Origin of the sequence: Psychrobacter sp. PP-21, from assembly GCF_033790785.1 — a bacterium.
GTDB lineage: Bacteria > Pseudomonadota > Gammaproteobacteria > Pseudomonadales > Moraxellaceae > Psychrobacter.
Genome location: NZ_JAMYEB010000001.1, coordinates 154140 through 173827 on the forward strand (window position 1 = coordinate 154140; position 19688 = coordinate 173827).

At 45.1% G+C, this 19688-nt stretch carries 24 protein-coding genes and 2 pseudogenes; 4 read left to right on the plus strand and 22 right to left on the minus strand.

Annotated features, from left to right (window positions below; all coding sequences use genetic code 11):
• Positions 1–130 precede the first annotated feature (130 nt).
• From NJD71_RS00670 to NJD71_RS00710, 10 genes and pseudogenes are all read right to left on the minus strand, one after another.
• The gene (locus NJD71_RS00670) at positions 131–1294 is read right to left on the minus strand and encodes an Arm DNA-binding domain-containing protein (protein ID WP_319050009.1); all 1164 of its coding nucleotides are present in this window, start codon (positions 1292–1294) and stop codon (positions 131–133) included.
• A 208-nt stretch (positions 1295–1502) separates the two neighbouring features.
• The gene (locus NJD71_RS00675) at positions 1503–1769 is read right to left on the minus strand and encodes a hypothetical protein (RefSeq protein WP_075106291.1); all 267 of its coding nucleotides are present in this window, start codon (positions 1767–1769) and stop codon (positions 1503–1505) included.
• A 2-nt stretch (positions 1770–1771) separates the two neighbouring features.
• Positions 1772–1969, minus strand: a complete 198-nt coding sequence (locus NJD71_RS00680; RefSeq protein ID WP_160021621.1) for a TraR/DksA C4-type zinc finger protein — start codon at positions 1967–1969, stop codon at positions 1772–1774.
• Complete coding sequence (locus NJD71_RS00685; RefSeq protein ID WP_286797791.1) at positions 1970–2212, minus strand: hypothetical protein; 243 nt, start codon at positions 2210–2212, stop codon at positions 1970–1972. It abuts the gene before it with no gap.
• The gene (locus NJD71_RS00690) at positions 2209–2487 is read right to left on the minus strand and encodes a hypothetical protein (protein WP_319050010.1); all 279 of its coding nucleotides are present in this window, start codon (positions 2485–2487) and stop codon (positions 2209–2211) included. The genes NJD71_RS00685 and NJD71_RS00690 overlap by 4 nt, the downstream gene beginning before the upstream one ends.
• Positions 2488–2501: 14 nt before the next feature.
• A complete protein-coding gene (locus NJD71_RS00695; RefSeq protein ID WP_319050011.1) occupies positions 2502–5372 on the minus strand; it encodes a toprim domain-containing protein in 2871 nt (956 codons plus the stop codon).
• A 14-nt stretch (positions 5373–5386) separates the two neighbouring features.
• Positions 5387–5470 (minus strand): annotated as a pseudogene (locus NJD71_RS13970) (hypothetical protein); the annotation flags it as partial.
• Between the two features lie 12 nt (positions 5471–5482).
• Complete coding sequence (locus tag NJD71_RS00700; protein WP_160021626.1) at positions 5483–5644, minus strand: hypothetical protein; 162 nt, start codon at positions 5642–5644, stop codon at positions 5483–5485.
• Positions 5637–5915 carry a hypothetical protein gene (locus NJD71_RS00705; RefSeq protein ID WP_075106283.1) on the minus strand — a complete coding sequence of 93 codons (279 nt, stop codon included), beginning with the start codon at positions 5913–5915 and terminating at the stop codon, positions 5637–5639. The genes NJD71_RS00700 and NJD71_RS00705 overlap by 8 nt, the downstream gene beginning before the upstream one ends.
• Positions 5916–5941: 26 nt before the next feature.
• The gene (locus NJD71_RS00710; protein WP_319050012.1) at positions 5942–6148 is read right to left on the minus strand and encodes a hypothetical protein; all 207 of its coding nucleotides are present in this window, start codon (positions 6146–6148) and stop codon (positions 5942–5944) included.
• Positions 6149–6266: 118 nt separating this feature from the next.
• On the opposite strand from NJD71_RS00710, the gene NJD71_RS00715 reads away from it, so the two are divergent.
• Positions 6267–6707, plus strand: coding sequence for a helix-turn-helix domain-containing protein (locus NJD71_RS00715; protein ID WP_160021629.1), 441 nt, complete (start codon positions 6267–6269; stop codon positions 6705–6707).
• A gap of 68 nt (positions 6708–6775) precedes the next feature.
• Here NJD71_RS00715 and NJD71_RS00720 read toward each other — a convergent pair whose 3' ends face one another.
• Together NJD71_RS00720 and NJD71_RS00725 are read right to left on the minus strand one after the other, a co-directional pair.
• A complete protein-coding gene (locus NJD71_RS00720) occupies positions 6776–7480 on the minus strand; it encodes a hypothetical protein (RefSeq protein ID WP_319050013.1) in 705 nt (234 codons plus the stop codon).
• Between the two features lie 188 nt (positions 7481–7668).
• A complete protein-coding gene (locus NJD71_RS00725; protein WP_319050014.1) occupies positions 7669–7836 on the minus strand; it encodes a hypothetical protein in 168 nt (55 codons plus the stop codon).
• 129 nt (positions 7837–7965) lie between these two features.
• Between NJD71_RS00725 and NJD71_RS13975 the strand changes: the two are divergent.
• The 3 genes and pseudogenes from NJD71_RS13975 to NJD71_RS00740 form a co-directional block, all read left to right on the plus strand.
• Positions 7966–8107 (plus strand): annotated as a pseudogene (locus tag NJD71_RS13975) (Arc family DNA-binding protein); the annotation flags it as partial.
• 332 nt (positions 8108–8439) lie between these two features.
• Positions 8440–9282, plus strand: a complete 843-nt coding sequence (locus NJD71_RS00735; protein ID WP_319050016.1) for a hypothetical protein — start codon at positions 8440–8442, stop codon at positions 9280–9282.
• A gap of 132 nt (positions 9283–9414) precedes the next feature.
• Positions 9415–10341 (plus strand): hypothetical protein, encoded by a 927-nt coding sequence (locus NJD71_RS00740; protein ID WP_319050017.1) that lies wholly within the window; start codon positions 9415–9417, stop codon positions 10339–10341.
• Between the two features lie 2 nt (positions 10342–10343).
• Here NJD71_RS00740 and NJD71_RS00745 read toward each other — a convergent pair whose 3' ends face one another.
• The 10 genes from NJD71_RS00745 to NJD71_RS00790 form a co-directional block, all read right to left on the minus strand.
• Entirely contained in the window at positions 10344–11357 is a 1014-nt protein-coding gene (locus NJD71_RS00745; RefSeq protein ID WP_319050018.1) for a contractile injection system protein, VgrG/Pvc8 family, read from the minus strand.
• Positions 11354–11779: a phage tail protein gene (locus tag NJD71_RS00750; RefSeq protein WP_319050019.1), complete on the minus strand. Its 426-nt coding sequence runs from the start codon at positions 11777–11779 to the stop codon at positions 11354–11356. The genes NJD71_RS00745 and NJD71_RS00750 overlap by 4 nt, the downstream gene beginning before the upstream one ends.
• A gap of 20 nt (positions 11780–11799) precedes the next feature.
• Positions 11800–14292 (minus strand): phage tail tape measure protein, encoded by a 2493-nt coding sequence (locus NJD71_RS00755; RefSeq protein ID WP_319050020.1) that lies wholly within the window; start codon positions 14290–14292, stop codon positions 11800–11802.
• Positions 14293–14371: 79 nt separating this feature from the next.
• Entirely contained in the window at positions 14372–14488 is a 117-nt protein-coding gene (locus NJD71_RS00760) for a GpE family phage tail protein (RefSeq protein ID WP_319050021.1), read from the minus strand.
• Between the two features lie 8 nt (positions 14489–14496).
• Positions 14497–14823 (minus strand): phage tail assembly protein, encoded by a 327-nt coding sequence (locus NJD71_RS00765; RefSeq protein WP_319050022.1) that lies wholly within the window; start codon positions 14821–14823, stop codon positions 14497–14499.
• 81 nt (positions 14824–14904) lie between these two features.
• Positions 14905–15432, minus strand: coding sequence for a phage major tail tube protein (locus tag NJD71_RS00770; protein ID WP_240365240.1), 528 nt, complete (start codon positions 15430–15432; stop codon positions 14905–14907).
• Between the two features lie 38 nt (positions 15433–15470).
• A complete protein-coding gene (locus NJD71_RS00775; protein ID WP_319050023.1) occupies positions 15471–16070 on the minus strand; it encodes a phage tail sheath C-terminal domain-containing protein in 600 nt (199 codons plus the stop codon).
• Between the two features lie 16 nt (positions 16071–16086).
• Positions 16087–17895, minus strand: a complete 1809-nt coding sequence (locus NJD71_RS00780) for a hypothetical protein (protein ID WP_319050024.1) — start codon at positions 17893–17895, stop codon at positions 16087–16089.
• A gap of 191 nt (positions 17896–18086) precedes the next feature.
• Complete coding sequence (locus NJD71_RS00785) at positions 18087–18638, minus strand: hypothetical protein (protein WP_319050025.1); 552 nt, start codon at positions 18636–18638, stop codon at positions 18087–18089.
• A gap of 38 nt (positions 18639–18676) precedes the next feature.
• Positions 18677–19678, minus strand: coding sequence for a phage tail-collar fiber domain-containing protein (locus NJD71_RS00790; protein WP_319050026.1), 1002 nt, complete (start codon positions 19676–19678; stop codon positions 18677–18679).
• Positions 19679–19688 lie beyond the last annotated feature (10 nt).

The following is a 19688-nucleotide window of genomic DNA, read 5'->3' on the forward strand; positions in this document are numbered from 1 at the left end:
ATACTTATATCTGATTTATTAAGCTATTACTATGATTACCTCATATTGCTACCCCTGTGGTATTTTATTACTTAAACCTATAAATGAGGTATAAAAAAAGCCCTATATTTAGGGCTTTTTGCTGATTGCATTATTGGCTATTGTCTAGTGCATTGGCTAAGTTGCGGATGATATGGCGCGTGTCACTGGGAATGAACTTTGCATAGTGTTTGTGGATCATGTCTGTATTTACGTGGCCCAGTTGGTTGGCCAACCATTCGGCGCTAATAATGCCTGTTGATAATACTTGGCTTGCATAAGTATGACGACCATTGTTTAAAGCGCGATATGGTATGTCGCATCTATCAAGGTGGAGTTTCCAGCGTTTTTCCAGCTGTGGGTATGTGTAATGGCTGCCGGTGCGCGGGTTGTACCAAAGCCACGTTAGATGCTGTTTTTCATAGGTGTGATTATCTCGCTCAAGTACTTTGACTGATTGAGGGTTTTGATCAGTTAGCAATTCGCGTTGATTGACCAAGGCATTCGCTACGATCGGTAGTAGTTCGATTTGCCGTTTGCGTCGTCGGTTTTTAGTCGCCTTATGAATGCCCTTCACAAAGCCACGTCTGATATACGCTGTTGCCTGATCAAAATCAATATCTTCTATGGCCAGTGGCATGAGCTCATGACTGGATAGACCTGACCATAACATGACCGTCCATAAGTTCCGAAAGGTCGTGTCCGTTTCGGTATTGATGATTGATGTTATCTCTTCACGAGTGAATGGCTCGATGTCTTTTGGGTCTTTTGCGTTAAGCTTGATGTACTGGCTTGGGTCGTTAGGGTTCTTTTGATGACGTGCCCAGTAACTCCATATTGATCGCCATAAACCTAGTATATCGACAATCGTTTTCGGTGATAGATTGACTCTAAGCACTTTGTATACCCAATATTCGACATCTTCAGCACTGATTTTGCTGATTTGTTTGTCTTGCCAGTATGGCGTTATGTGGTTGGCCACTTTGCTGGTGTAGGTCGTCCAAGTCGTTGGAGAGACTGTACTTTGCTCGGCATTCTTCCAAACGGGAATGTAATAGCCAAAATATGATGCTTGTCGCTTTGGTGATGATGGGAATACGGCATCACGGTTGAATATGCCCATTTGTATCTGTTGCTCAACCATATCCGCTATTTTCTGCGCGTTAGCCTTGTTTGCTGCGGTTGGTGGTGTGTTTAGCAAAGTTTCGCTGTCTTTTTCACCGTTTATGTACCAAATAATGCGAATACTGGTTTTGAGTGGTTCAATACTGGCCACTTTGGATGCTCCTATGCGTAAAAACGTGTGTAGATAGGTCTTAAAATGCTGATATAACTAGCTTTTACACGGATTTGACGCTATAATAAAGGTCTGGTTTGGTAACTATTGAGCCACTTAAAAGTTCTTGGTTTGGGGCTTTTGGCTCAAATGATTTGACGAAACAGCCCTCACAATTGTGAGGGCTGTTTTTTTGTCCATAGTATAGTCATTTGATAAACCTGTCATCAATGATGATTGAGAACGGGTTGTCTAGATCCAGTTTCATTGTTTTTGCCTTCTTATGCGCCAATCTGGTCAGTTCGTCTATACCGTAGGGCTTGTTATTATGTAAGATAACGCTACCTTCTGGCATTTTATTTACTGGGGATTTTCTCCCCATACGATCACGGTTCAGATGCTCATTGACCATATTTTCATCAGTTGCTATGCAAACGCTGTCACGACAACGATATAAACTTAATGGTAATGGCATGGCTACCTCCTTCCCTCTATATTGTTTTGGCAATCGATACATCGGGTTACACCGCCTAAGCGCTGCCGGCGCTCAGGAATATCTTCGCCACAATCGATACACTCTGCCAGTGATGGCTGATCAAAACGTGCAGCCTTGGCTAGGTTACGTTCTAACTCTTCTTGCGCTTGGTCGTTGGCGCGGTCAATAATGTCGCTCATTTAGTTTTTTCCTATTTTGATTTCAGTTAATTTTTCGTATTTACGTTCTTGGTAGACTTCGACCTTGCAGCGCATTTCAATCTTGTCTTTATTGATGCTGTAATGCTTGCCTTGATAGAGGTCTCGCTGCTTGTGCGTTGGGTGCATCGAGCAGTCAATCATCTGACCGCTCACGGTGTCGAAAGTCAGCCAATGCAGTGGGCTTTCACGGTTGTAAGGGAATAAGGCGCGGACTAGGTTCATCGACCTGCCTCCGTTTTAAGTGCCATATCAATAACTATATTTTTTGCATTACCCATCAGCTCAAGGAGTACCTCTTCTTGTTCGTCATCAAGATAACCGACGTTGTCGATGACTTCTTTCATGGACAGAGATAATTCGTGCTCACGTTGGACTGGTGGAATGGTTCGGATAAAGGTCAAAGCCAATAGTTCAAAAGTTGCGTTGTGTTGGATCTTCGATGCTTCTTGCTGCTGCTGATGTTCTATGGCCATTTGCATTAATTTGTTTAAGTCCATTATTTGATTTCCTTTTAAGTGATGCTTAGATTTTTAGGCATTTCAAACACCCAGCAACGAATGCTACGGCCTGTGATTTGAGACGCTACGGTCTTGTTTGCTGCCACAAACTTGAACTGCCTAGACTGGCGTAGCGCGTGATGCATATCGGATTGTGGTGGTAGGTCATAGCGGTACTCATTCGCAAGCTGATAGATCTCTGGCATACTGATCGCCAATAGTTCTGGGTTCTTGCTGTGGTTGATATGCAAGCGGCGAATATGATGACCAGCACCTTCGATTGCGTTGGGCGCTGCATTCAATCGTTCGAGCACATCAAAAAACTGGATATTGAGCGGATGCTCGGTATCGAGCGTCTGATCGCGCTCGGTTGCCATGTTAAATACTTCCTGCTTTACCGCACCGTCCAAGCGTTGCAAATCTGGCAATACCAGTTTCATCGCATCAAACATGGCGAGTATCTGCGCGTGGCAATGAGCAACACGGAAAGCTTTGACACCGCTGTCTTTTAACCAATTCTCATGCGCTATTTTGGTATCAAAAAATACCTGCAGTATCTTGTCTTCCATCTTGAGGATATCGACTAAGAAATGACTGACATCTTCGGTCTGTAGTGCCTCAATACGTCTGGCAGCTGCTTCAGAATCTCGGGTCTGGTTGTCCAATGCAAAGAATAGGTGGCAGATACGGCTTAGTACTGCTTTGGACGCCACCACGGGCAAATTCTGACTGATGACGATAGTGCCGCGAAACGGTGGCTCGTAGACTTCGTTGCCGGCTGATTTGACGCCGCGTGTACCAATCGTGCCGCCGTCATATAGGTTTTTTAGTTCGTCCCAATTGAACTGACTATTGCGACCAGTGCCGGCACCATCACGGTCAGACTCAATAAAGACGCTAGGCATATTTGAGGTTTGTGATAATGAGCGCAGACGACCGGCTTTGGTGGTTTTGTTGGGATCGATACCCTCGTAGCCATCACGACCTATCAAGCGCCAAAAAAAGCTAAGTAGGGTTGATTTACCAGTACCAGGCTCACCAACGATTTCTAGAAAAGGGAATGATTTTTGACGGTCGCGTACTTGCTGGGCAAATAGGCTGCCCATGAAGCCGACCAGACTAATGACGCCTTGCACACCCCAGCCAGATATGATGTCTGCTAACCAGTTGGCTGGATCTTTGGGGCGGTCACCGATTCTGATATTTGGACTGGCAGCGAGTGTCTTTAGGCTTTTATTATTTGGCAGGTCAAAATAATCATCAGCATTGAGCGGGTAGCTCTGACCATGACGGATGGCTACATCGTTAAAAATGTAAGTCTGATGGTCTTTGCTATAACCAATAAAATCGATGGTCTCTACTGTCTTGATGCCATTAATCATGCGTCCTAGCATGACATCTAGCTGCTTTGAATTGCCTTGATAAATGACGCCAGGCGCGACTGATAATAGGCGCTTTTTAAATTCACCCGCTGCAGAGAGTTGGCTACCGGTAAAGGTATTTTTGGTGTCCGCTTGTGGTGTGCGAATACGAAAAAAGTACCATGACTCATCGGTGACCAGGTTTTGCTGATAGTAGAGTGCTTGCGGTTGACAGTTCATGATCTGAGTGACGGTCATGCAAGACTGCATTAGGTCGTCATGCCATAGCTGTACGGCTTCTTTTAATTCTTCTTCAGTATTGAATAGATCCTCTGTCGGTTCGCTGTCCGCGTCCATTTGCTTGGCTTTATCAAAGCTTTCGCTGTCTACTTTTACCCAGTAGGTGCAACTGTTGAAAAACATATAAAAGCTAGTGGTACCATATTGGTTGTACGTCAGTAGCGCCTTGTCCTTTGCTGTCTCAGCAATAAGCAGCTCCCCATAAAAGCGGTAGCGTTCAAGGTCTGACTTAGTGAGTTTTTCCGCTTTGTGTAGGTCGTTCCAATCATCACCGTTACTGTATTCGCTCGACTGAGCCGCAGTGACTTCCCAACCGTTTTGACGTGCAGTGGCTACCAGTTTGTCAGTGGCTTTGCGTCCGGCATGGTCGCTGTCTAAGGCGATCACTAGCCTGGGTAGGGGCTTGCCAAGCTCAATCATTCGCGCTTTGATCTGCGCTAATGTATGCGCTGGGAAGTTACCAGCGGTGATATTGCTGATAGCATGTAGACCATTCTCAGTCAGTGCCATGGCGTCAAAGATGCCTTCAGTAATCCATAGCTCTTTTACATATGACCAGACACCATGCTGTAGGTGCAGCTTTGGCGGTAACCAAGCATGACCTTTAAATTTAAAGCCTGTTTGTACACGGGCCTTTTTTATATTTGCGGCGGGTTCTATCAGCCGTTCCCAATACCCTAGAGTTTGCCCTTCGCTTGTGATGTTGAAACGGACACTAGGACAAGTAAAATCAGAATAGAAGTCTTTGAATACTTCTTGGGTATAGCTGCCTTGCCATTTGACAATATCAAAGCCACGTCCCGACTGAAGATAAGCGTCAGCCGTGGCATTTGGGTTGCTGGGTGTTGGTGGGTTTTTCTTCGTCCAATTGGCGAATATATCAGGATAGATATCACGAGTAGATGCTTGATAATTGCACTTATTAGCGCGACCACACTGGATCGTCCACGGTGCATCTGCACCAGTGAATAATTCTTTTTTATTACATGATGGGCAGCGGCCATAACGCAAAAACTGACGGTCGCTGGAGAATTTGAGACCATAATCTTGTACGAGGCGAGTGATTAGCTCGCTACGGGTATCATCTTGCATGGTTTGCATAATATTGCTCGTCTGGTTTGGTAGTTTGGTTAGGCATTTGCGCTGATTGGTTTGTCTCTCTGCACGTCTGGCTTGACTATCGAGCGTACGTACTCTTGCTGAGTGACGAATATATGTCCGCATTCGTCATTTTTGCAGCGGTGTTCTATGTCGCGTAAGTAGTCAGTAATGACGCGGGTACGCAGGATTAAACAGTTGGAATGACAAGCTGGACAGCGCATATAAGACCTCTTTTAGTGTTTGACGATGAGTTGTAACTCTTTATCTGTTTCAGCGAGTGCTTGTCTCAGTGCCCAAGCGACAAACTCATCGACGCTTACTCCATGCTCGGCAGCCTTACGTTCAAGTAAGCGCTGCTCTGCAGGGGTTGGGTGGATATAGACATCGTTAGGCATGGCTGGTGACTCCTGAGGTACTGACCGGTGCTTGTGTCATCGCCCAAAAGTGACCTAATGGCATCTCGACTGTGTTTTGTGATGGCAGTATCATAGCGATAGGTTGTTCACGAAATACCAGGTCATGGATCTTGCTCATGGCAAGCTGTCTTACCAGTGTGGCCATCTCGATACCTGACCGCTCGGAGTGGGCCAGTAATATCTGATAGTCGTAGTGATCGACACTGATTTTGATCGGGTTATCGCGTAGTTTTTTGGTGTTTGGGTTCATGGTTTGGTTTCCTTCTGGTTTTGGTTTTAGTGTTGCTTTGACTGCTCTAGCTCTAGACCAGCCTGATAGCGACGGTATGCAACATAGCTCATGGATCGAACTTCATTACCAGCTGTGCTTACCAACTCTTCATGTTCATTTGGCGTTAGCCGTAGCTGTATGGGTTTGCGTTTACCATCTTTTAGATGTGGCAGCTCTCCCTTGGGCGTTGCCTGTAATGTTGTTTCAGTCATTTGGTGGTATCCTATAGCTAATTGAAAGCGTGTTAACGTGGTACGGTTTAATAATACAGTCAAATGAACGTATTTGCAATCATATTATACATTCAAACGAAAATATAAGGGGTATGCTGTGGAGTCAATTGAAGTGGGGAAGCGCTTAGAAGCAGAGCGTCAGCGTTTGGGCCTTATGGCAGTTGAGGTTTATGAAGAGCCAACTATCAGAATTGCTCAAACAACATATAAAAACTATGAGACAGGTAAGCGTGATATGCCTTCATCATTGCTAATTAAGCTATGGAATATTGGGTTTGATGTGATGTATGTCTTGACTGGTCAGCGTTTAGAGGATATTGCGCTTGATGTAAGATCTCATAAGGATCTGCCGTCATATCATCAGAGATTGATTAATCTACCCGATATACTGGATCTAGAAAGCCCTTCAGATAGGCTGTTGGGTGCGATGTATCACGCAGAGGAAGCGTTGGTACAAGCCGGGGCAAATGCCAATGAAGACTATGACTATAAGATACTGGCAACATTAGGACTGGGTTTGATCGATACAGTCAAATGAGGCAATTGAGTAAATGGTAGGCACAAAAAAACCAGTCACTCGGACTGGTTCCTTATACTATTGAGCTGTTAAAACGCATTGTCTGACATATCTTTTTGACTGTGTACTAAGTCCAGTAGGTCGCTGCTGGTCATGCTGATACGGGCATTCGGGTCTGCTACGTGCAGTGTCTCTGCCATATCAATGATGATGCCACGCAGTGATTGAATGGTGTCTCTATCAATGGTCTGCTGTTCATGTAGCTTTAATGCTTTGGTTTTCCAAGCTTTGGCATCTGTCTCCCACTTGCCAGGCTTGATTGGTGTCTCCGCAAAGGTTACTTGGGATAGTTCGAGCGCAATCTCGTCTGTCTTAGATTTTTCTAGTGGAATGGTCTTATTAGTATGACCATACTCTAAACGTATTGCATTAATTCTTTTACCATCTAACTCAGAATTAAAAACAATGGTCGAAGGTTGTAATAGCTTGGGTTCTTCTAAATCGTAGAGAGCGTCAACTATCTCCATATGCGTAATAAGTTTGCCACAGTGTGACTGTATGAGCTGCTGTACCTGATAGATATCAAGTGTCATCATTGTTGGATGAGTAGGCGTATGGTCGGTTTTGATACTATGCTGACGTTCGCTAACAAATAGCGCATTAAATAAATTGCGTATTATGCTTTCATGGTTTGCGCTAGTATCGCCTTTCATTATGTAGTCACCGCGATTGTCAGCTTTGGTGAGTGTTTTAGCTTTAGCGGTAGTTTCTTGTGCTGTGTTATACTGTGACATACTGATTAACTCCATGAGTTATTTGGTTAAAGGAATTAACTTTAGTTAGGTTAATTTCATTGTTGTTAAAGGCAGATACTTCTTGGCGGGAGCGGTCTGCCTTTTTTATGCGCTTACATAATTGCAGGTGGCGATATAGCAACTGCTGACTGCGGATATAAGTGTTGATCTGCTGGGTGGTGTTTGGTCTATTTAGCATTGCTGTCTTCCTTTTGTGCGGCTTTACATGCTTTGTCCAGATGCATCGTAATTTCGGCTGATAGCGTGCGGTAGTTTTCGGCGGCGTGGACTTTTAGCCAGTGGTGCAGCTCAGGGTCTAGCTTGAGCTTATAATCAACGGTTTTTTTTGCTGCCATTTTGATTTCCTTTTAATCGTGGTAATATTAAACCTTATAGGTTTATAAAAGTACCTAGTAGGTACGTTTGTAACTTTATTCTTTTATACTTGTGTTGTCAACACCTAGTAGGTACGTAAGGCTAAATAAATGACTCTACAAACTGAACCCCAGTACAAATTAAGGCTTCCAGAAGAGCTAAGGGACAAAATAAAAGAATCAGCAAAAGAACATGTCCGTTCAATGAATGCAGACATTGTGGCGCGCCTTGAAGCCAGTTTTGCCACTGAAGAGTCACCGCCAAAGCCCATCAGCGTACCGTTCGATGATAGTTTTCTTAAAGATGCTGGGCTGACTCGTGAGCAGTTTGGGGCGTTCGTGCGGAAAAGCATTTCGGATAGTTTGAAAGACGACAAAGGGAGTGACTAAGTATGGCTACAGACTATATGACACTATGGATTGAGCACTTCTTGCAACATGCTACGTTGGTTACAGACTTGCCATTTGGATGGGGTGTCTATCGTGAAGCGGTAGATTGGGACTGACAAAAGTCAAATATTTATTGTGATAAACGCTATGGTTTGATAGATTGCTACTTTATTACACAATTGTAGGGAAAGTAACATGGCAGCCGTTTTAATGGGGCTTATAGCTTTTATCATATTGCCAGCAATTTTGATCTACTCGTTGATTAAGCCTTCTAAGCTAAATATTCGTACACAAAAAAATCCTAACGGCAAATGGACACGCGGTAAGTTCTTTCTAGGCTGGGTCGTCGTCTGGTTTATTTCGATAGGAATTGGCGTTTCTTTAACACCAGAGCAGGAAGCAACTGATCTTGAACAAATAGCCACTGATGCAGGCCTCTCTCCTGATGAATATGAAATGCAGGATAATGGGGCACTTAAGATTAAGGCACCTGAAGAACCTGATGCCTCTGATGATGTTGCAACCGATCAAGTAGACGATAAACAAAATGCTGAAGTAGAGGACGTCGCTCAGACGGCTGACAAAACTTTTGGTATTACCCCAGCTGAGTTTAGTCGTCGTTTTAGTACTGAAGCTGAAGAAGTGGGTCTTGGAAACGTAGCCTACGGTGATTTTGAAACCACTAAAGGGACTGTTAATGACAGTTTTTCAGTTACCCTGAGTGAAGCTATCGCAATGAGTGGTAGTGTCGACAAGAATGGAGAGCTAAAGGGTCTTACGTTTATCATGGGCAAAACCCAAAATGGAGATACAGAAGGGCTGAACATGGCGATGATGGCGGGACTCTCTGCTCGTGCTATTAGTCCTGACCTGCCTAAAGAAGAGAGTGCTGGAACAGTTATGAAGGTGCTAGCAGAAGCTCTTGAGGGATTTCAGGCAAATGGTGAGGGAGAAAGCAGTAAAGTCGTAGATGACGTTAAATATACTGCTTTTGCTAGTAAGACTGTAGGTATGTGGATCGTATTAGAACCTGCTTAAACCTAAACAGAAGTTAAATAGTTATTGATGAAAGCGTACCATAGTGGTACGCTTTTAATGTAATTGAGTTTATCGATATGAGCCGGTTAGAACTGGCTCATTTTTTTAATTTTTATGATAGGTGGTATGTGCATGACTGCTTTAGCTGATGGTAATATGGAGTTTTCCACATCTTATAGAGTACGCTTTACAGTAGAAAATCCAGTGCCAGTTGCTATAGTTATTGAGTCACTAAAAGCGCACGAAAGGCTCTTAAAAAAATCTAGTAAGTTTTTGGAGAGTGTGTATGATGGGTTACATATCACCTCTACAGATGTCTATGTAGAAGAAATTGTTGATGGTAGCTGGGTTGCGGACTTTTTAGTAAAATATGTCATAGGTGAAGCAAATGAAGCTCAGGCTCGTCAACTTTGGCAAAATATAGTTAGGGACAATACCAGGATGAGAACCGCTTTAGCTGTAGGCGTAGGAGCGCTGCTAAGTATTGGAGCAACATCTGCCTATAATGCATATATGCCAGATGCTCCAAGTCAACCAGCGATTGAAGCTTATAATTCAGTGGTTATAAATGCTGCTGGAGATATCAATATACCAGCTGAAAAAGTAGAAGAGTTTATTGAACAAAATCGAAACAACAAACAAGTAGCAAAGGATACTTTGAGCGCCCTGAAACCTGCTTCGGTCACTCCAGGTAGCATAATGGAAGTACAGGGAGTTCCTGTTGATCTTACGTTAACTAGTGAAGCTATTGAATCCTTACCTGAAGATATGTCATTTATTCCACCTAATGAACAAGATGATATCTATAGTGATGTTAGTATATATGTATCTGCTAGTGATGAAGACAGTGGCAAGCGTGGATGGGCAGGATCAGTACCCAACATTATTGATAATCGTGTAAAGTTTGTTTTGGATGATAGTATTGATCCAAGAGTACTGCACGGAAGAGTACGTATCCAAGCAGATATTATTGTACACAAAGTGTATGACGCTAGTACCAATCAATATAGAGCAAAGTCTGTGACAATCACTGATATCATCACTCCTGAAACTACCTAGTATTAAACCAACCCAGCCTCACACTTAATACCAGTACTATAACCACTGCCTGATAGGTCATGTGTCACTTCTACGACCGTCCATTGATGCTCATCGATATAAGGTCTAAAACCTCGCACTGACGCAGGGCTGTCAGCAATAATGTCAGGGCGTGCCATTGCTAACGTCAAATCAAAGTTCGCCACTTGGCGGGCTTTTTTATTGGCGCTCGCTTTTGCTTTAGAAACTGCCTCTGCTTTGCTCTTAGCAGGTTTAGTCAGGACATGAGACTTGTCATTGGGTAGGGCATCCAGTGGTTTGGACTTACCATCCTTAACGCTGATATGCTTGGTCTTACCTGACTTATCATCATGATAGCTCGATGTCGTCTCGTCATAGTCGCTGGTACGATCGGCGCGACTATAGCGATGACTGTCCCCAGACTGACGAGTGATAGTGACTGTTCCCAATGCCGCCCCTGAAGGTGACCTTGCATTGGCAATCGGTTTGATAATCAGTCGTCCTGCTTTGATCGTGCACATTAAATCATGATCGTCACAAAGCCTGGTCAATAGATTGATGTCAGATTCGCGGTGCTGATCGATATGATTAATCATCATTGCGGCTACCGTGTCATCAATGGCCAATACTAAATCATGACGCTTGGCCACGCTCGAAGCTATCTCGCCCAGCTTACGCTGATGATAGCTGTCACTGCGTTTTACCTTCAGCGATGACTTAAAGTCAGCTGACTTGGCGCGGATCTGCAACTGGTCGGGTGTGCCGCTGTGCTCGGCTTGGTCAATCGTAAATGTGCCTTTGTCGATCATATCCCCAGTGTCAGGCATCGCAAGCCACAAGCGTATTTTATTACCCTTAGTGGGCAAGGGTAGCGCCGCATCATGATCAGATAATGTCAGTGATAGCTCATCCGCTTCAGTACCACGCTTGTCTGTCATCGATAGACTAATCAGCCGCTTCTCTACCTGCGCTGTGCGATCAATGCCTTCGATTGTCAGTTTGAATAGTTTCGTCATACGTCTGCTCGATCCTGATCTAAGATAGCGACCTGCTCACGCTCGCTATCGTCTGCTAGCTTTAGCGATAGACTAAAGCTAATTTTGCGAGCGCTACCATCAGATAGTAGGTGTGATTGAGTCTCACTGATGTCAGTGATATAGCACATGCCGTAATAGTAGCCATTGCCATTCATGAGCGCGTAGGTTTTACCAGTCGCCGCCATGTCTCGTAATTCATCTAATGAGACAATACCTTTCGTGATCTCTGGGTACAGCGTACCTGATAGCGATATATCATCGTTATCTTGACCGATATACTGCATATGGGGTCTGGTACCGACCGCGTTGCCGGTACCAAAACGATAACCAGACTTGCGCGACAATTCATCGAATGCCGCGCTGGTGGTCTCAAAAACGAATAGTCCAAGGCTTGCTAACATAACTTAATCCTTATATGCCCTTAATCAATATCAGATAAACGGCTACGCTCACGTGCCATTTGATTGCGTTGCTCACCAGCCAAAACGCGCTGGACTTCACGCGCTACGGCTTGCGGATCGGTTGCGCCATTGATATTGATAGTGATGTTGCCACTACTCATGCCACCCATCATCGCCATACTAGACTGACCACGAGGCGGTAAGATGGACTTTCGACTGTCGATACTGATTGGTGCATAATCATTGATTTGGCCAGCGATAGATTTGGTGGCACTGACGGGAATGCCAGCATTGGATAATATGCCACGTCCCAAGCCTTGCATCATATAACCGCCATAGCTGTCAAAGACTCGGCTGGGGCTATGGATATCCATACCTTTTGAGCCAGTAAACGCGCCCTTGATACGACCGACGACGTTGCTGATTGAGCTAACCACTGCTTGAGCTTTGCCTAAAATGCCGTTTTTTAGCCCTTCGAGCATATTGGCGCCGTACTGCCTGAAGGTCGTACCCAGACCAGCCAAGTAACCCCAAACTGCAGCGAATGCCGTCATGAATGATGCGACTGGATTGAAATTAGATATAAAAGATTTAAGCGCCTGAATACCCGTATTGAATATGGCTTTGATACGTTCCCAAAGCGCCGCAAACATCGCCCCTAGGGTGTCCCAGTTCTTATAAATGGTGAAAGCCAGTACTGCTAATGCTAGGCATAGTGCCAAAATAGGGTTGGCCATTAGCGTGAGCGTCAATGCTCTGACAGCACCACCAATCATACCGAACGCCTTGGCTAATAATCCCAACGGTGTCAGTGTCGTCGGTAGTCCCATCGTGATCAGTGATGCACGTAGTAACGCCATAGGGCCTAAGATGGTTAGCATGATCGCGCCCAGACCACCAATAACGACTGCACCAATGGCTAACGTGGCGAACATTGTCCCTAGTACTGACATTAGCTGTGGATGAGCATTGGCGAACGCGGTCAAGCGTTGGGTCATGACCGTGATCGTCTGAATAAACTCACGTAGCGCACCGCCATTTGCATCAAAGATAGAGGTCCTAAGGGCATCAATGGCTGAGGTCATTGACTTAAAGTCACCAACGGTATTGTCGCTCATGGTTTTTGCCAAGTTACCAGCTTCGCCTTGGGCGTTTTGTAACTCACCAATGAGATTTTGTAGCGCACCGCTACCAGCTTGATCAACGAGAATGGCTAAAGCACCACCGGCTTCTTCTCCTGCAATATCCTTGAATAACTCAGCTTGCTCTGTATTGCCTAATTTCTTGGTCTTGTCATGAATCTCTTTTAATATATCTGGCATTTGGCGCAAGTTGCCATTTGCATCGGATGTTTTGACACCCAGTCTTTCAAATGCTTCTATGGTCGCTTTTGGGCCTGATGCCATTCTAGACATAATAGCTCGCATCGCTGTACCGGCCATGCTTGCCTGAATGCCATTGTCGCCAAGCTTAGCTGCCATTGCTGCTGATTGTTCTAATGACACACCCATTAGTGCAGCATTCGGTGCGGCGTACTTCATGGTTTCGCCAAGCATTTCAATGCTAGTATTGGATCGGGTAAAAGTACCTGCTAGCACATCTCCTAGTTGACTCATCTTGGCGGGATCAAGCTTCATGCCTGAGAGAATATTTGACGCGATATCAGCTGTTCGGTCTAACTCCATGCCACCAGCTAAAGCAAGATCAAGCATCCCCGGCATAGCAGCCTTCACAGATTCAGGGGTAAAACCAGCCATCGCTAAGAATGTCTGTCCAGCCGCGGCATCGGCTGATGTGAACTGAGTCGACGCGCCTAGCTCTTTAGCTTGTGCAACAAGGGCCTGATACTGTGGACTGTTTTTATCTAGACGAGTGACCGCCTGAACTTTACTGAGGTTCTGTTCTAGGTCTAAGCCTGGTTGAATGAACCGTGCACCGGCATAAGTTGCTGCTGCACCACCTACGGCCATTCCCACAGCCTTGTTACGCATATCACCCATTTGCTGTGATTGCCGTTCAAGCTGTCGAACTTGTTGCATCCGTCGGCGCTGTTCTGCCAGCTGCTGATTGGTGCGTTCAATGTTGCGAGCAAGGTCACGCTCATGGTCGGATAGTCGACGAGTATCTATTCCTGCATCTGATAGACGACCGCGTAACTGCTGTAAATGCTGCCGTTGACTATCAAGGCGAGTATTGAAGCGTTGAGACTCACGACCAGCCGCCTCGAACTGACGTACCAATGAGGCACTAGGATTGACCGTATCGCGCATTTGCTGCTCTAATTGCTGTAATCGGGCACGGCTACGAACAGCGGCCTCTGATGTATCAGCTAGCGCTTGTTTTTGTTGTCTGAAGCTATTGATCAAGCCTTGCTGTGACTGAAGTTTACGCGCTGCTTGTGCTGTCTCACCAAACTGACGACCTAAGCGATCAGCTTGGCTACTGAGTGAGCGCATGGGTGCAGTCATGCGGTCGATAAGTTCTATCTGTGCTCGAAAGCTTAGGTCTGCCATGTAGTTGCGCCCACTTTATTGTTGACATCAATGATTCTGATTTTGTCCTGGTTCCCTCATTCGTGAGGGAACCAAGTTATCATTCATCAGGGTTGTTACGGATACGCGCTCGTTCGCGCCAATCAGCAAGCTCTTCGATAGTCATGTGATACATCGATTCTGGTGTCCAGCCGAACACCAAGGCGATATCTGCCATGCAGTCCTCTACGCGGTTGGGATAGCTGCGGTTTCGGCTTGCAACTGATGTTTCGCTTTGGTAAAAAAACCTGCAATAGTTAACCCCACATCCATCAAATCAGCGGCGTCCATATTTTTAACTTCATGCTCATGAATAACCGGGTTGCTGATACGAGGAAGTACCACGGCTAGGGCATCGACTTTGGCCATTGAAATATCGATTAACGATTGGCCACGCAAGTCACCACCCATCGGACGACGCAGGGTAAATTCTTTAATCTCTTTTTGCTTGTCGCCAGTACCGCGAATGATAGGGTAGTCTAGTTCGATAGTCGGCATTTCTACGTTGCTCATGGTGTATCCTTAATTAGTCGTTTTAATAAGTTTTTTAATCAAATAGGTGTCTGGTTTGGCCACTTAATTTGTATGATCAGTTTAGACGGTGGTAAACATTCCCATTGCTTCACGGATCTCTTTTAGTCGGTCTTCACCATTGACGATACACTTCATCGCCATTGCATCAATTTCAATGATGTCTTCACCGTCTACGACCAGCTTGTAATACGCCAATGAATACTTGAATGACTCTTCTGTGTCGTCGCCTAGCTTGGCGCTACCAGGGTCGATCTCTTCTAAGCGACCACGGCAATAGATATCGACCGCTGACACACTGCAGTCATCATCACGCTGATAGGCACCTGAATAAGACAAGACGACCTTATCAATACCAGCACGCGCAAAGTCACGGTACAAATCTGCTTCATGACCACCGCACTTAATGGTCATCTCCATGGCTTCTTGGCCCAAGTCCACCTTGACCGGCATATCCATACCACCAGCGCGATACTCTTCGAGCACGCGAGTCAGTTTGGGCAGCTCAATCTCTGGGATCTGACCTTGATAGCGCTTTTGGTTACCAAGGCCTTTGTAGGCCATGAAGTTTTTTAATTTACGAGGTAACATAGGGGTTCCTTTTTAGTAATAGGGTCGTCAGGTGGCTATTAGTCCGCTGCTGCTATCAAGTCGGCAAAGTTGACCAGGTATGTATCAGTGATCGTCTGATTCAAGTTAAGGTTTTCGAGATTAGGCACTGGGGTAAAGTCATAATCTAGATATAGCTTGCCTTGCATGAGCAACGTTTCGCTGTTTAGCTCGTTGTTGTACCAGCACTTTGCACCGATTAAATAACCGAAGTTGACCATCTCCTGCAGCTTGGCATTGATGGCACGAATGATGTCACGGACAGTCGTTGGTGATAGCGGCTGATCGATGAACTGAAAGCAGCCGTTGATGATCGTATCGAGCAAAAACTGCGAGGTACGCACGACCGGCTCAAACATATATTCAGGCTGATCAGAGCAAGTATGACTGCCCCAAAATCTAAAACCGTTATGCTGAATCAGGCTGGTCACGTCATTCGCGTTTAAATATCCGACCTCAGTATCTGGATCTTCTAGATCCCAGGTACGTGGATATTTGATACCACTAACAGTATCGATGGCGACGTTGGACAGCGACTTGACGAAGCTGTACTGGTGCGTCTTGTCTAGGTGGGCGCGTAGAGCTGCGGCCACGGCGATGATTGGGGTTACTTGGGTCATGGTTCTTTCCTTTAGGTTATTTAATATAAATTTTCGCGCTAACAGCATCTACATCGACATCATTGCCGTTGCCAGCATACCTATCTGCCCTGAATAAAACATCAACAAACTGTGCGTTACCCTCTATTGACTTGGACATAGCCCTTGAATACCAATCATGAGCGCCTGAAGCAGTACCATTTGTTGGTGTGGCAATTATGTCGCCGTAATCCTCGCTTATTTTTACTGCATTACCGTCAATCGTTCTAGCGCCCATACTACCAAGATCGGAACCGCTCCATGTTGATTGATGCCACGAAACAATGGCGTAAGCGCCTATCAATGAATTAGGGGCTGACAGCGCCGCTACATCAAACCTCTGCCTTGCTATTGTTTGTGCGTTCAAGCCACCATTAATATAATCAACTCCCTCAAATGGCGCGGGGCTAAAATCACGCGAGGCAACGCCGCCGATTTCGTTTGTCCATCCTGTCGCAGCGTCAACAATAGGTAAGTCGATAACCGTTAAATTATTAGGCTCATGATTGCCGCTTTCATAATTCTCATAATTCGCGGCATTTACAGGCTTATCGCTTAACGCGACATTTCTAATAGTTGCCGTAGAAAAACCATTTTGTATACCTTTTACCACATTGGGTAATGCGCCGATGCTCATAACATTAGCTTGAATACTAGGCGTGGCGGTGAAGTCCTTATAAAAGACATTATCAATCATTAATACATGATCATTGTTTGTGCGATTGAGCGTGTAAGTAGCAAAGTTTTTGCTATCATCTAAATCACTTGACCAAATAGCCAACCAATCATTATCGCCGTCTAAACTTTCTCGGCCTTCGGTTGATGTCCAAAACTCATTAGTGTTGGGTCTAAATTTGCAATCTTCGGGATAATTACTAGGTGCGTAAAACGATGCGCTTGGCACTATCGCTGATCCAGTAGCGTTATTTGCAAAATAATTGCTGATATTGTCATAACGCTCAACATAACCCGAATGATCCAAACCCGTATGATCTCTATTACGTGACAGATAAAGGCTATCGTTATGTATAGTTAAACCTTGTACTTTTTGACCAATAACAAAATACTTGTAAGCATTTGCGGCGTTAAAGGTATAGGTAGACGCTAAACGGCTAGCGGGCAACAAATACATTTTTGCTGTATCCACAGTGTTAAATTCACTAGCAATAAAATATTCAACACTACCAATAGTTATAAAACCAATTGATGATAAAAATTGCATATAACTAAAATTGCACACAGTATCAAACACAGCTTGACCAGTCGCAAACGACTGCGCTAAATCAATACGGGCGACTTGAAAAGTTGTATAGTCACTAAACCAAACGTCACCGTTAGCACTTTGTGCTAAGTTTGCTACATGCTTATGAGCGGCATCAAACAAAAATTCGCCTGTTATTTGATTGGTTGTTAAATCAATCTTAAAAGCGCGGCTTTTTATGTCTTTATAATGCCCAGTTATAACCAAAGTATTTTCATCTATAAAGTGCATTGCTTGCGGGCGCGGCTTATCAGTGTACGCGTCAATCTTTGGGAATAGCATTTCACGCTGCCAGCCTTGGCGCGGTAAGAAAATGCGTTGTAAAGCTGTGTCGTAATACTCCAAAGCTAAATAAGGCGCTTTGCTATCAAGCCTATCTCTGTTTGCAGTGATGGCGTAACGCGGTTTTGATGCGTTATCTCCCAAAAATAAAACATGCTCAATACCGCTTGTAGCCCTGACTTTTTTGTCGAGCGAACCAATAGTTGCTTGTATACCAAACTCGCTATCGCTATTAACGTATTCTGGAATTTCGGTAGTAGACAAACGTGTGTCATAGCCGTTCAACTCAAAGCCATCTGGTGTAATAGTTGGCGCGGCATGCAATCTATTTAAGACAATAGCGTCATCATGACTGTTTTCATCGTAGGTTAAGTTAAATACAGTTTCGTTAGCTTCTGGAGTAACTGGAGGTATGTCGCCGCCACCACCTCCATTATCAGGAGGTGTAACGGCTACTACTTTCCCGGCTCACCAAAAGCCCCTTCAATCAACATCAACTCACGAGCCGCAAACGTATCGCGATACGCGACAATATCTTCTTTCACCGTAATCAAAGTACCGTCTTCAGCTCGCGGCGACGCATATACAAAGGCCCGACGCTTTTGGGCGATCTCAATCAGCTTGCGTGTCATGTTTGGCGTATCAATTTCAGGCGCGATCAAAATCTTTGGCGTAACGCCAAGGCGAGATTGGCAGCTCAGTAGCGTATCTACTGTCGTCAGATCGACCGGCTCAGATACTCGCAGAACAACAACAGTCGTATTCTGGATAGATTTAATCGTGCGTAAGCATTGATGCAATAACTGGTCATCGCTACCTGCGTTAGTGACATCAGTCGTGGTAATGCCGGTCAGTAGTACCGGCGTATCAAGAGGATAAGCGGTGTCATCAGCGTCAGCGCTAGTACTGATAAGTGCTATCGTGCTTGTGCTGACGGACTTGATAATTGGCGTGATATTACTGGTCTCAGTAACAGTGACACCGTGATGGTAAGTAGTTAATGCCATGGTCTAGATCCTTTTTTTTGTCCAAAATAAATAATGTTTTAAGCAGTACGTAACCACTTGCCGACCACTTTTGATGGCTGAATGTTGTTGTGCGGCTGGTCGCCACCTGCTTCATCTACGTAACCATTCTCATAGGTGCCCGTGGTGTCGACAGCTCTATCGGTTTCCTGTGAGTCATCATGAGCAATTTTAGTTCTAGTGGATATGCCCAACGTATGACCGTGACTTGCCGACTCTTCAATCGTCAGCGTGTGCTCGTTTTCACCAAACTCATTACCGATAGTTTTATAGTCAGATGGATCATCAGCTTTGGTTGATAGTCCGACTAGCGTGCGGCCTTCTGCGAATCGTTCCCACGTACCATAGCCGTGATGGGTAGCCACAGCAGACGCGTCTGAATGATTGAGGGTTGTCTGGTAAATATCGCCAACTTTATATGGCTGTAAATCTAAAAGTCCCGCGATACCTTCCTCTATCTCGTCTAGACGATCTGACAGTAATTGAAACTGGGTGGCCATAAGCTCATCCTGTAATTGATTGATAATATCGTGTAGTTCACTCACTAAAGATTTCAAAGCAAAACGGTCAGTAACCCAATCGCGAGTAGCGATGACCACGTTGCCGTCCATTTCAATGACAACAGTCGCAAGGTTGTCTGCAGTAATCGTAAATATAAGCTCCATGTCACCGCCAGCGCCCTCAGTCAGCGTTGGGCGATAACCACCGTGAAAGTTACCCACGTAGACAAGCTTGCCGCTACTATCGGTAATCCCCACTTCGTGTAAGTTAAAGCCACCTACATTGGACGGGACAACTGCAGATACTTCAGCCGTCGTGTCATTGACGATCTTGATAGAGGTTACGGCTACTTTTGCTCTTTGATTCACCAGGCTAATCTGAGTCAAACGCGAATCAGGCAGATATGGCTGATCGTTAGCATCACCTAATACCACATCCGTTAAGGCAAGTTGTGAGTTCGCTTGGGCATTGGCAATAAATGACTTGCCATAGTCAGTGAGTAATACATAGTAGTTGGCCATTATTGTTACC

Excerpts from the sequence above, each read along its gene's own strand:
- NJD71_RS00745 (WP_319050018.1), bottom strand. The coding sequence starts at position 11,357 with ATGACGAAACTATTCAAACTGACAATCGAAGGCATTGATCGCACAGCG.
- NJD71_RS00695 (WP_319050011.1), bottom strand. The coding sequence starts at position 5,372 with ATGCGGACATATATTCGTCACTCAGCAAGAGTACGTACGCTCGATAGT.
- NJD71_RS00705 (WP_075106283.1), bottom strand. The coding sequence starts at position 5,915 with ATGAACCCAAACACCAAAAAACTACGCGATAACCCGATCAAAATCAGT.
- NJD71_RS00790 (WP_319050026.1), bottom strand. The coding sequence starts at position 19,678 with ATGGCCAACTACTATGTATTACTCACTGACTATGGCAAGTCATTTATT.
- NJD71_RS00765 (WP_319050022.1), bottom strand. The coding sequence starts at position 14,823 with ATGAGCAACGTAGAAATGCCGACTATCGAACTAGACTACCCTATCATT.
- NJD71_RS00750 (WP_319050019.1), bottom strand. The coding sequence starts at position 11,779 with ATGTTAGCAAGCCTTGGACTATTCGTTTTTGAGACCACCAGCGCGGCA.
- NJD71_RS00755 (WP_319050020.1), bottom strand. The coding sequence starts at position 14,292 with ATGGCAGACCTAAGCTTTCGAGCACAGATAGAACTTATCGACCGCATG.
- NJD71_RS00775 (WP_319050023.1), bottom strand. The coding sequence starts at position 16,070 with ATGACCCAAGTAACCCCAATCATCGCCGTGGCCGCAGCTCTACGCGCC.
- NJD71_RS00685 (WP_286797791.1), bottom strand. The coding sequence starts at position 2,212 with ATGAACCTAGTCCGCGCCTTATTCCCTTACAACCGTGAAAGCCCACTG.
- NJD71_RS00700 (WP_160021626.1), bottom strand. The coding sequence starts at position 5,644 with ATGCCTAACGATGTCTATATCCACCCAACCCCTGCAGAGCAGCGCTTA.
- NJD71_RS00710 (WP_319050012.1), bottom strand. The coding sequence starts at position 6,148 with ATGACTGAAACAACATTACAGGCAACGCCCAAGGGAGAGCTGCCACAT.
- NJD71_RS00785 (WP_319050025.1), bottom strand. The coding sequence starts at position 18,638 with ATGGCATTAACTACTTACCATCACGGTGTCACTGTTACTGAGACCAGT.
- NJD71_RS00680 (WP_160021621.1), bottom strand. The coding sequence starts at position 1,969 with ATGAGCGACATTATTGACCGCGCCAACGACCAAGCGCAAGAAGAGTTA.
- NJD71_RS00690 (WP_319050010.1), bottom strand. The coding sequence starts at position 2,487 with ATGGACTTAAACAAATTAATGCAAATGGCCATAGAACATCAGCAGCAG.
- NJD71_RS00770 (WP_240365240.1), bottom strand. The coding sequence starts at position 15,432 with ATGTTACCTCGTAAATTAAAAAACTTCATGGCCTACAAAGGCCTTGGT.
- NJD71_RS00735 (WP_319050016.1), top strand. The coding sequence starts at position 8,440 with ATGGCAGCCGTTTTAATGGGGCTTATAGCTTTTATCATATTGCCAGCA.
- NJD71_RS00725 (WP_319050014.1), bottom strand. The coding sequence starts at position 7,836 with ATGGCAGCAAAAAAAACCGTTGATTATAAGCTCAAGCTAGACCCTGAG.
- NJD71_RS00675 (WP_075106291.1), bottom strand. The coding sequence starts at position 1,769 with ATGCCATTACCATTAAGTTTATATCGTTGTCGTGACAGCGTTTGCATA.
- NJD71_RS00760 (WP_319050021.1), bottom strand. The coding sequence starts at position 14,488 with ATGGCAGATATCGCCTTGGTGTTCGGCTGGACACCAGAATCGATGTAT.
- NJD71_RS00740 (WP_319050017.1), top strand. The coding sequence starts at position 9,415 with ATGACTGCTTTAGCTGATGGTAATATGGAGTTTTCCACATCTTATAGA.
- NJD71_RS00720 (WP_319050013.1), bottom strand. The coding sequence starts at position 7,480 with ATGTCACAGTATAACACAGCACAAGAAACTACCGCTAAAGCTAAAACA.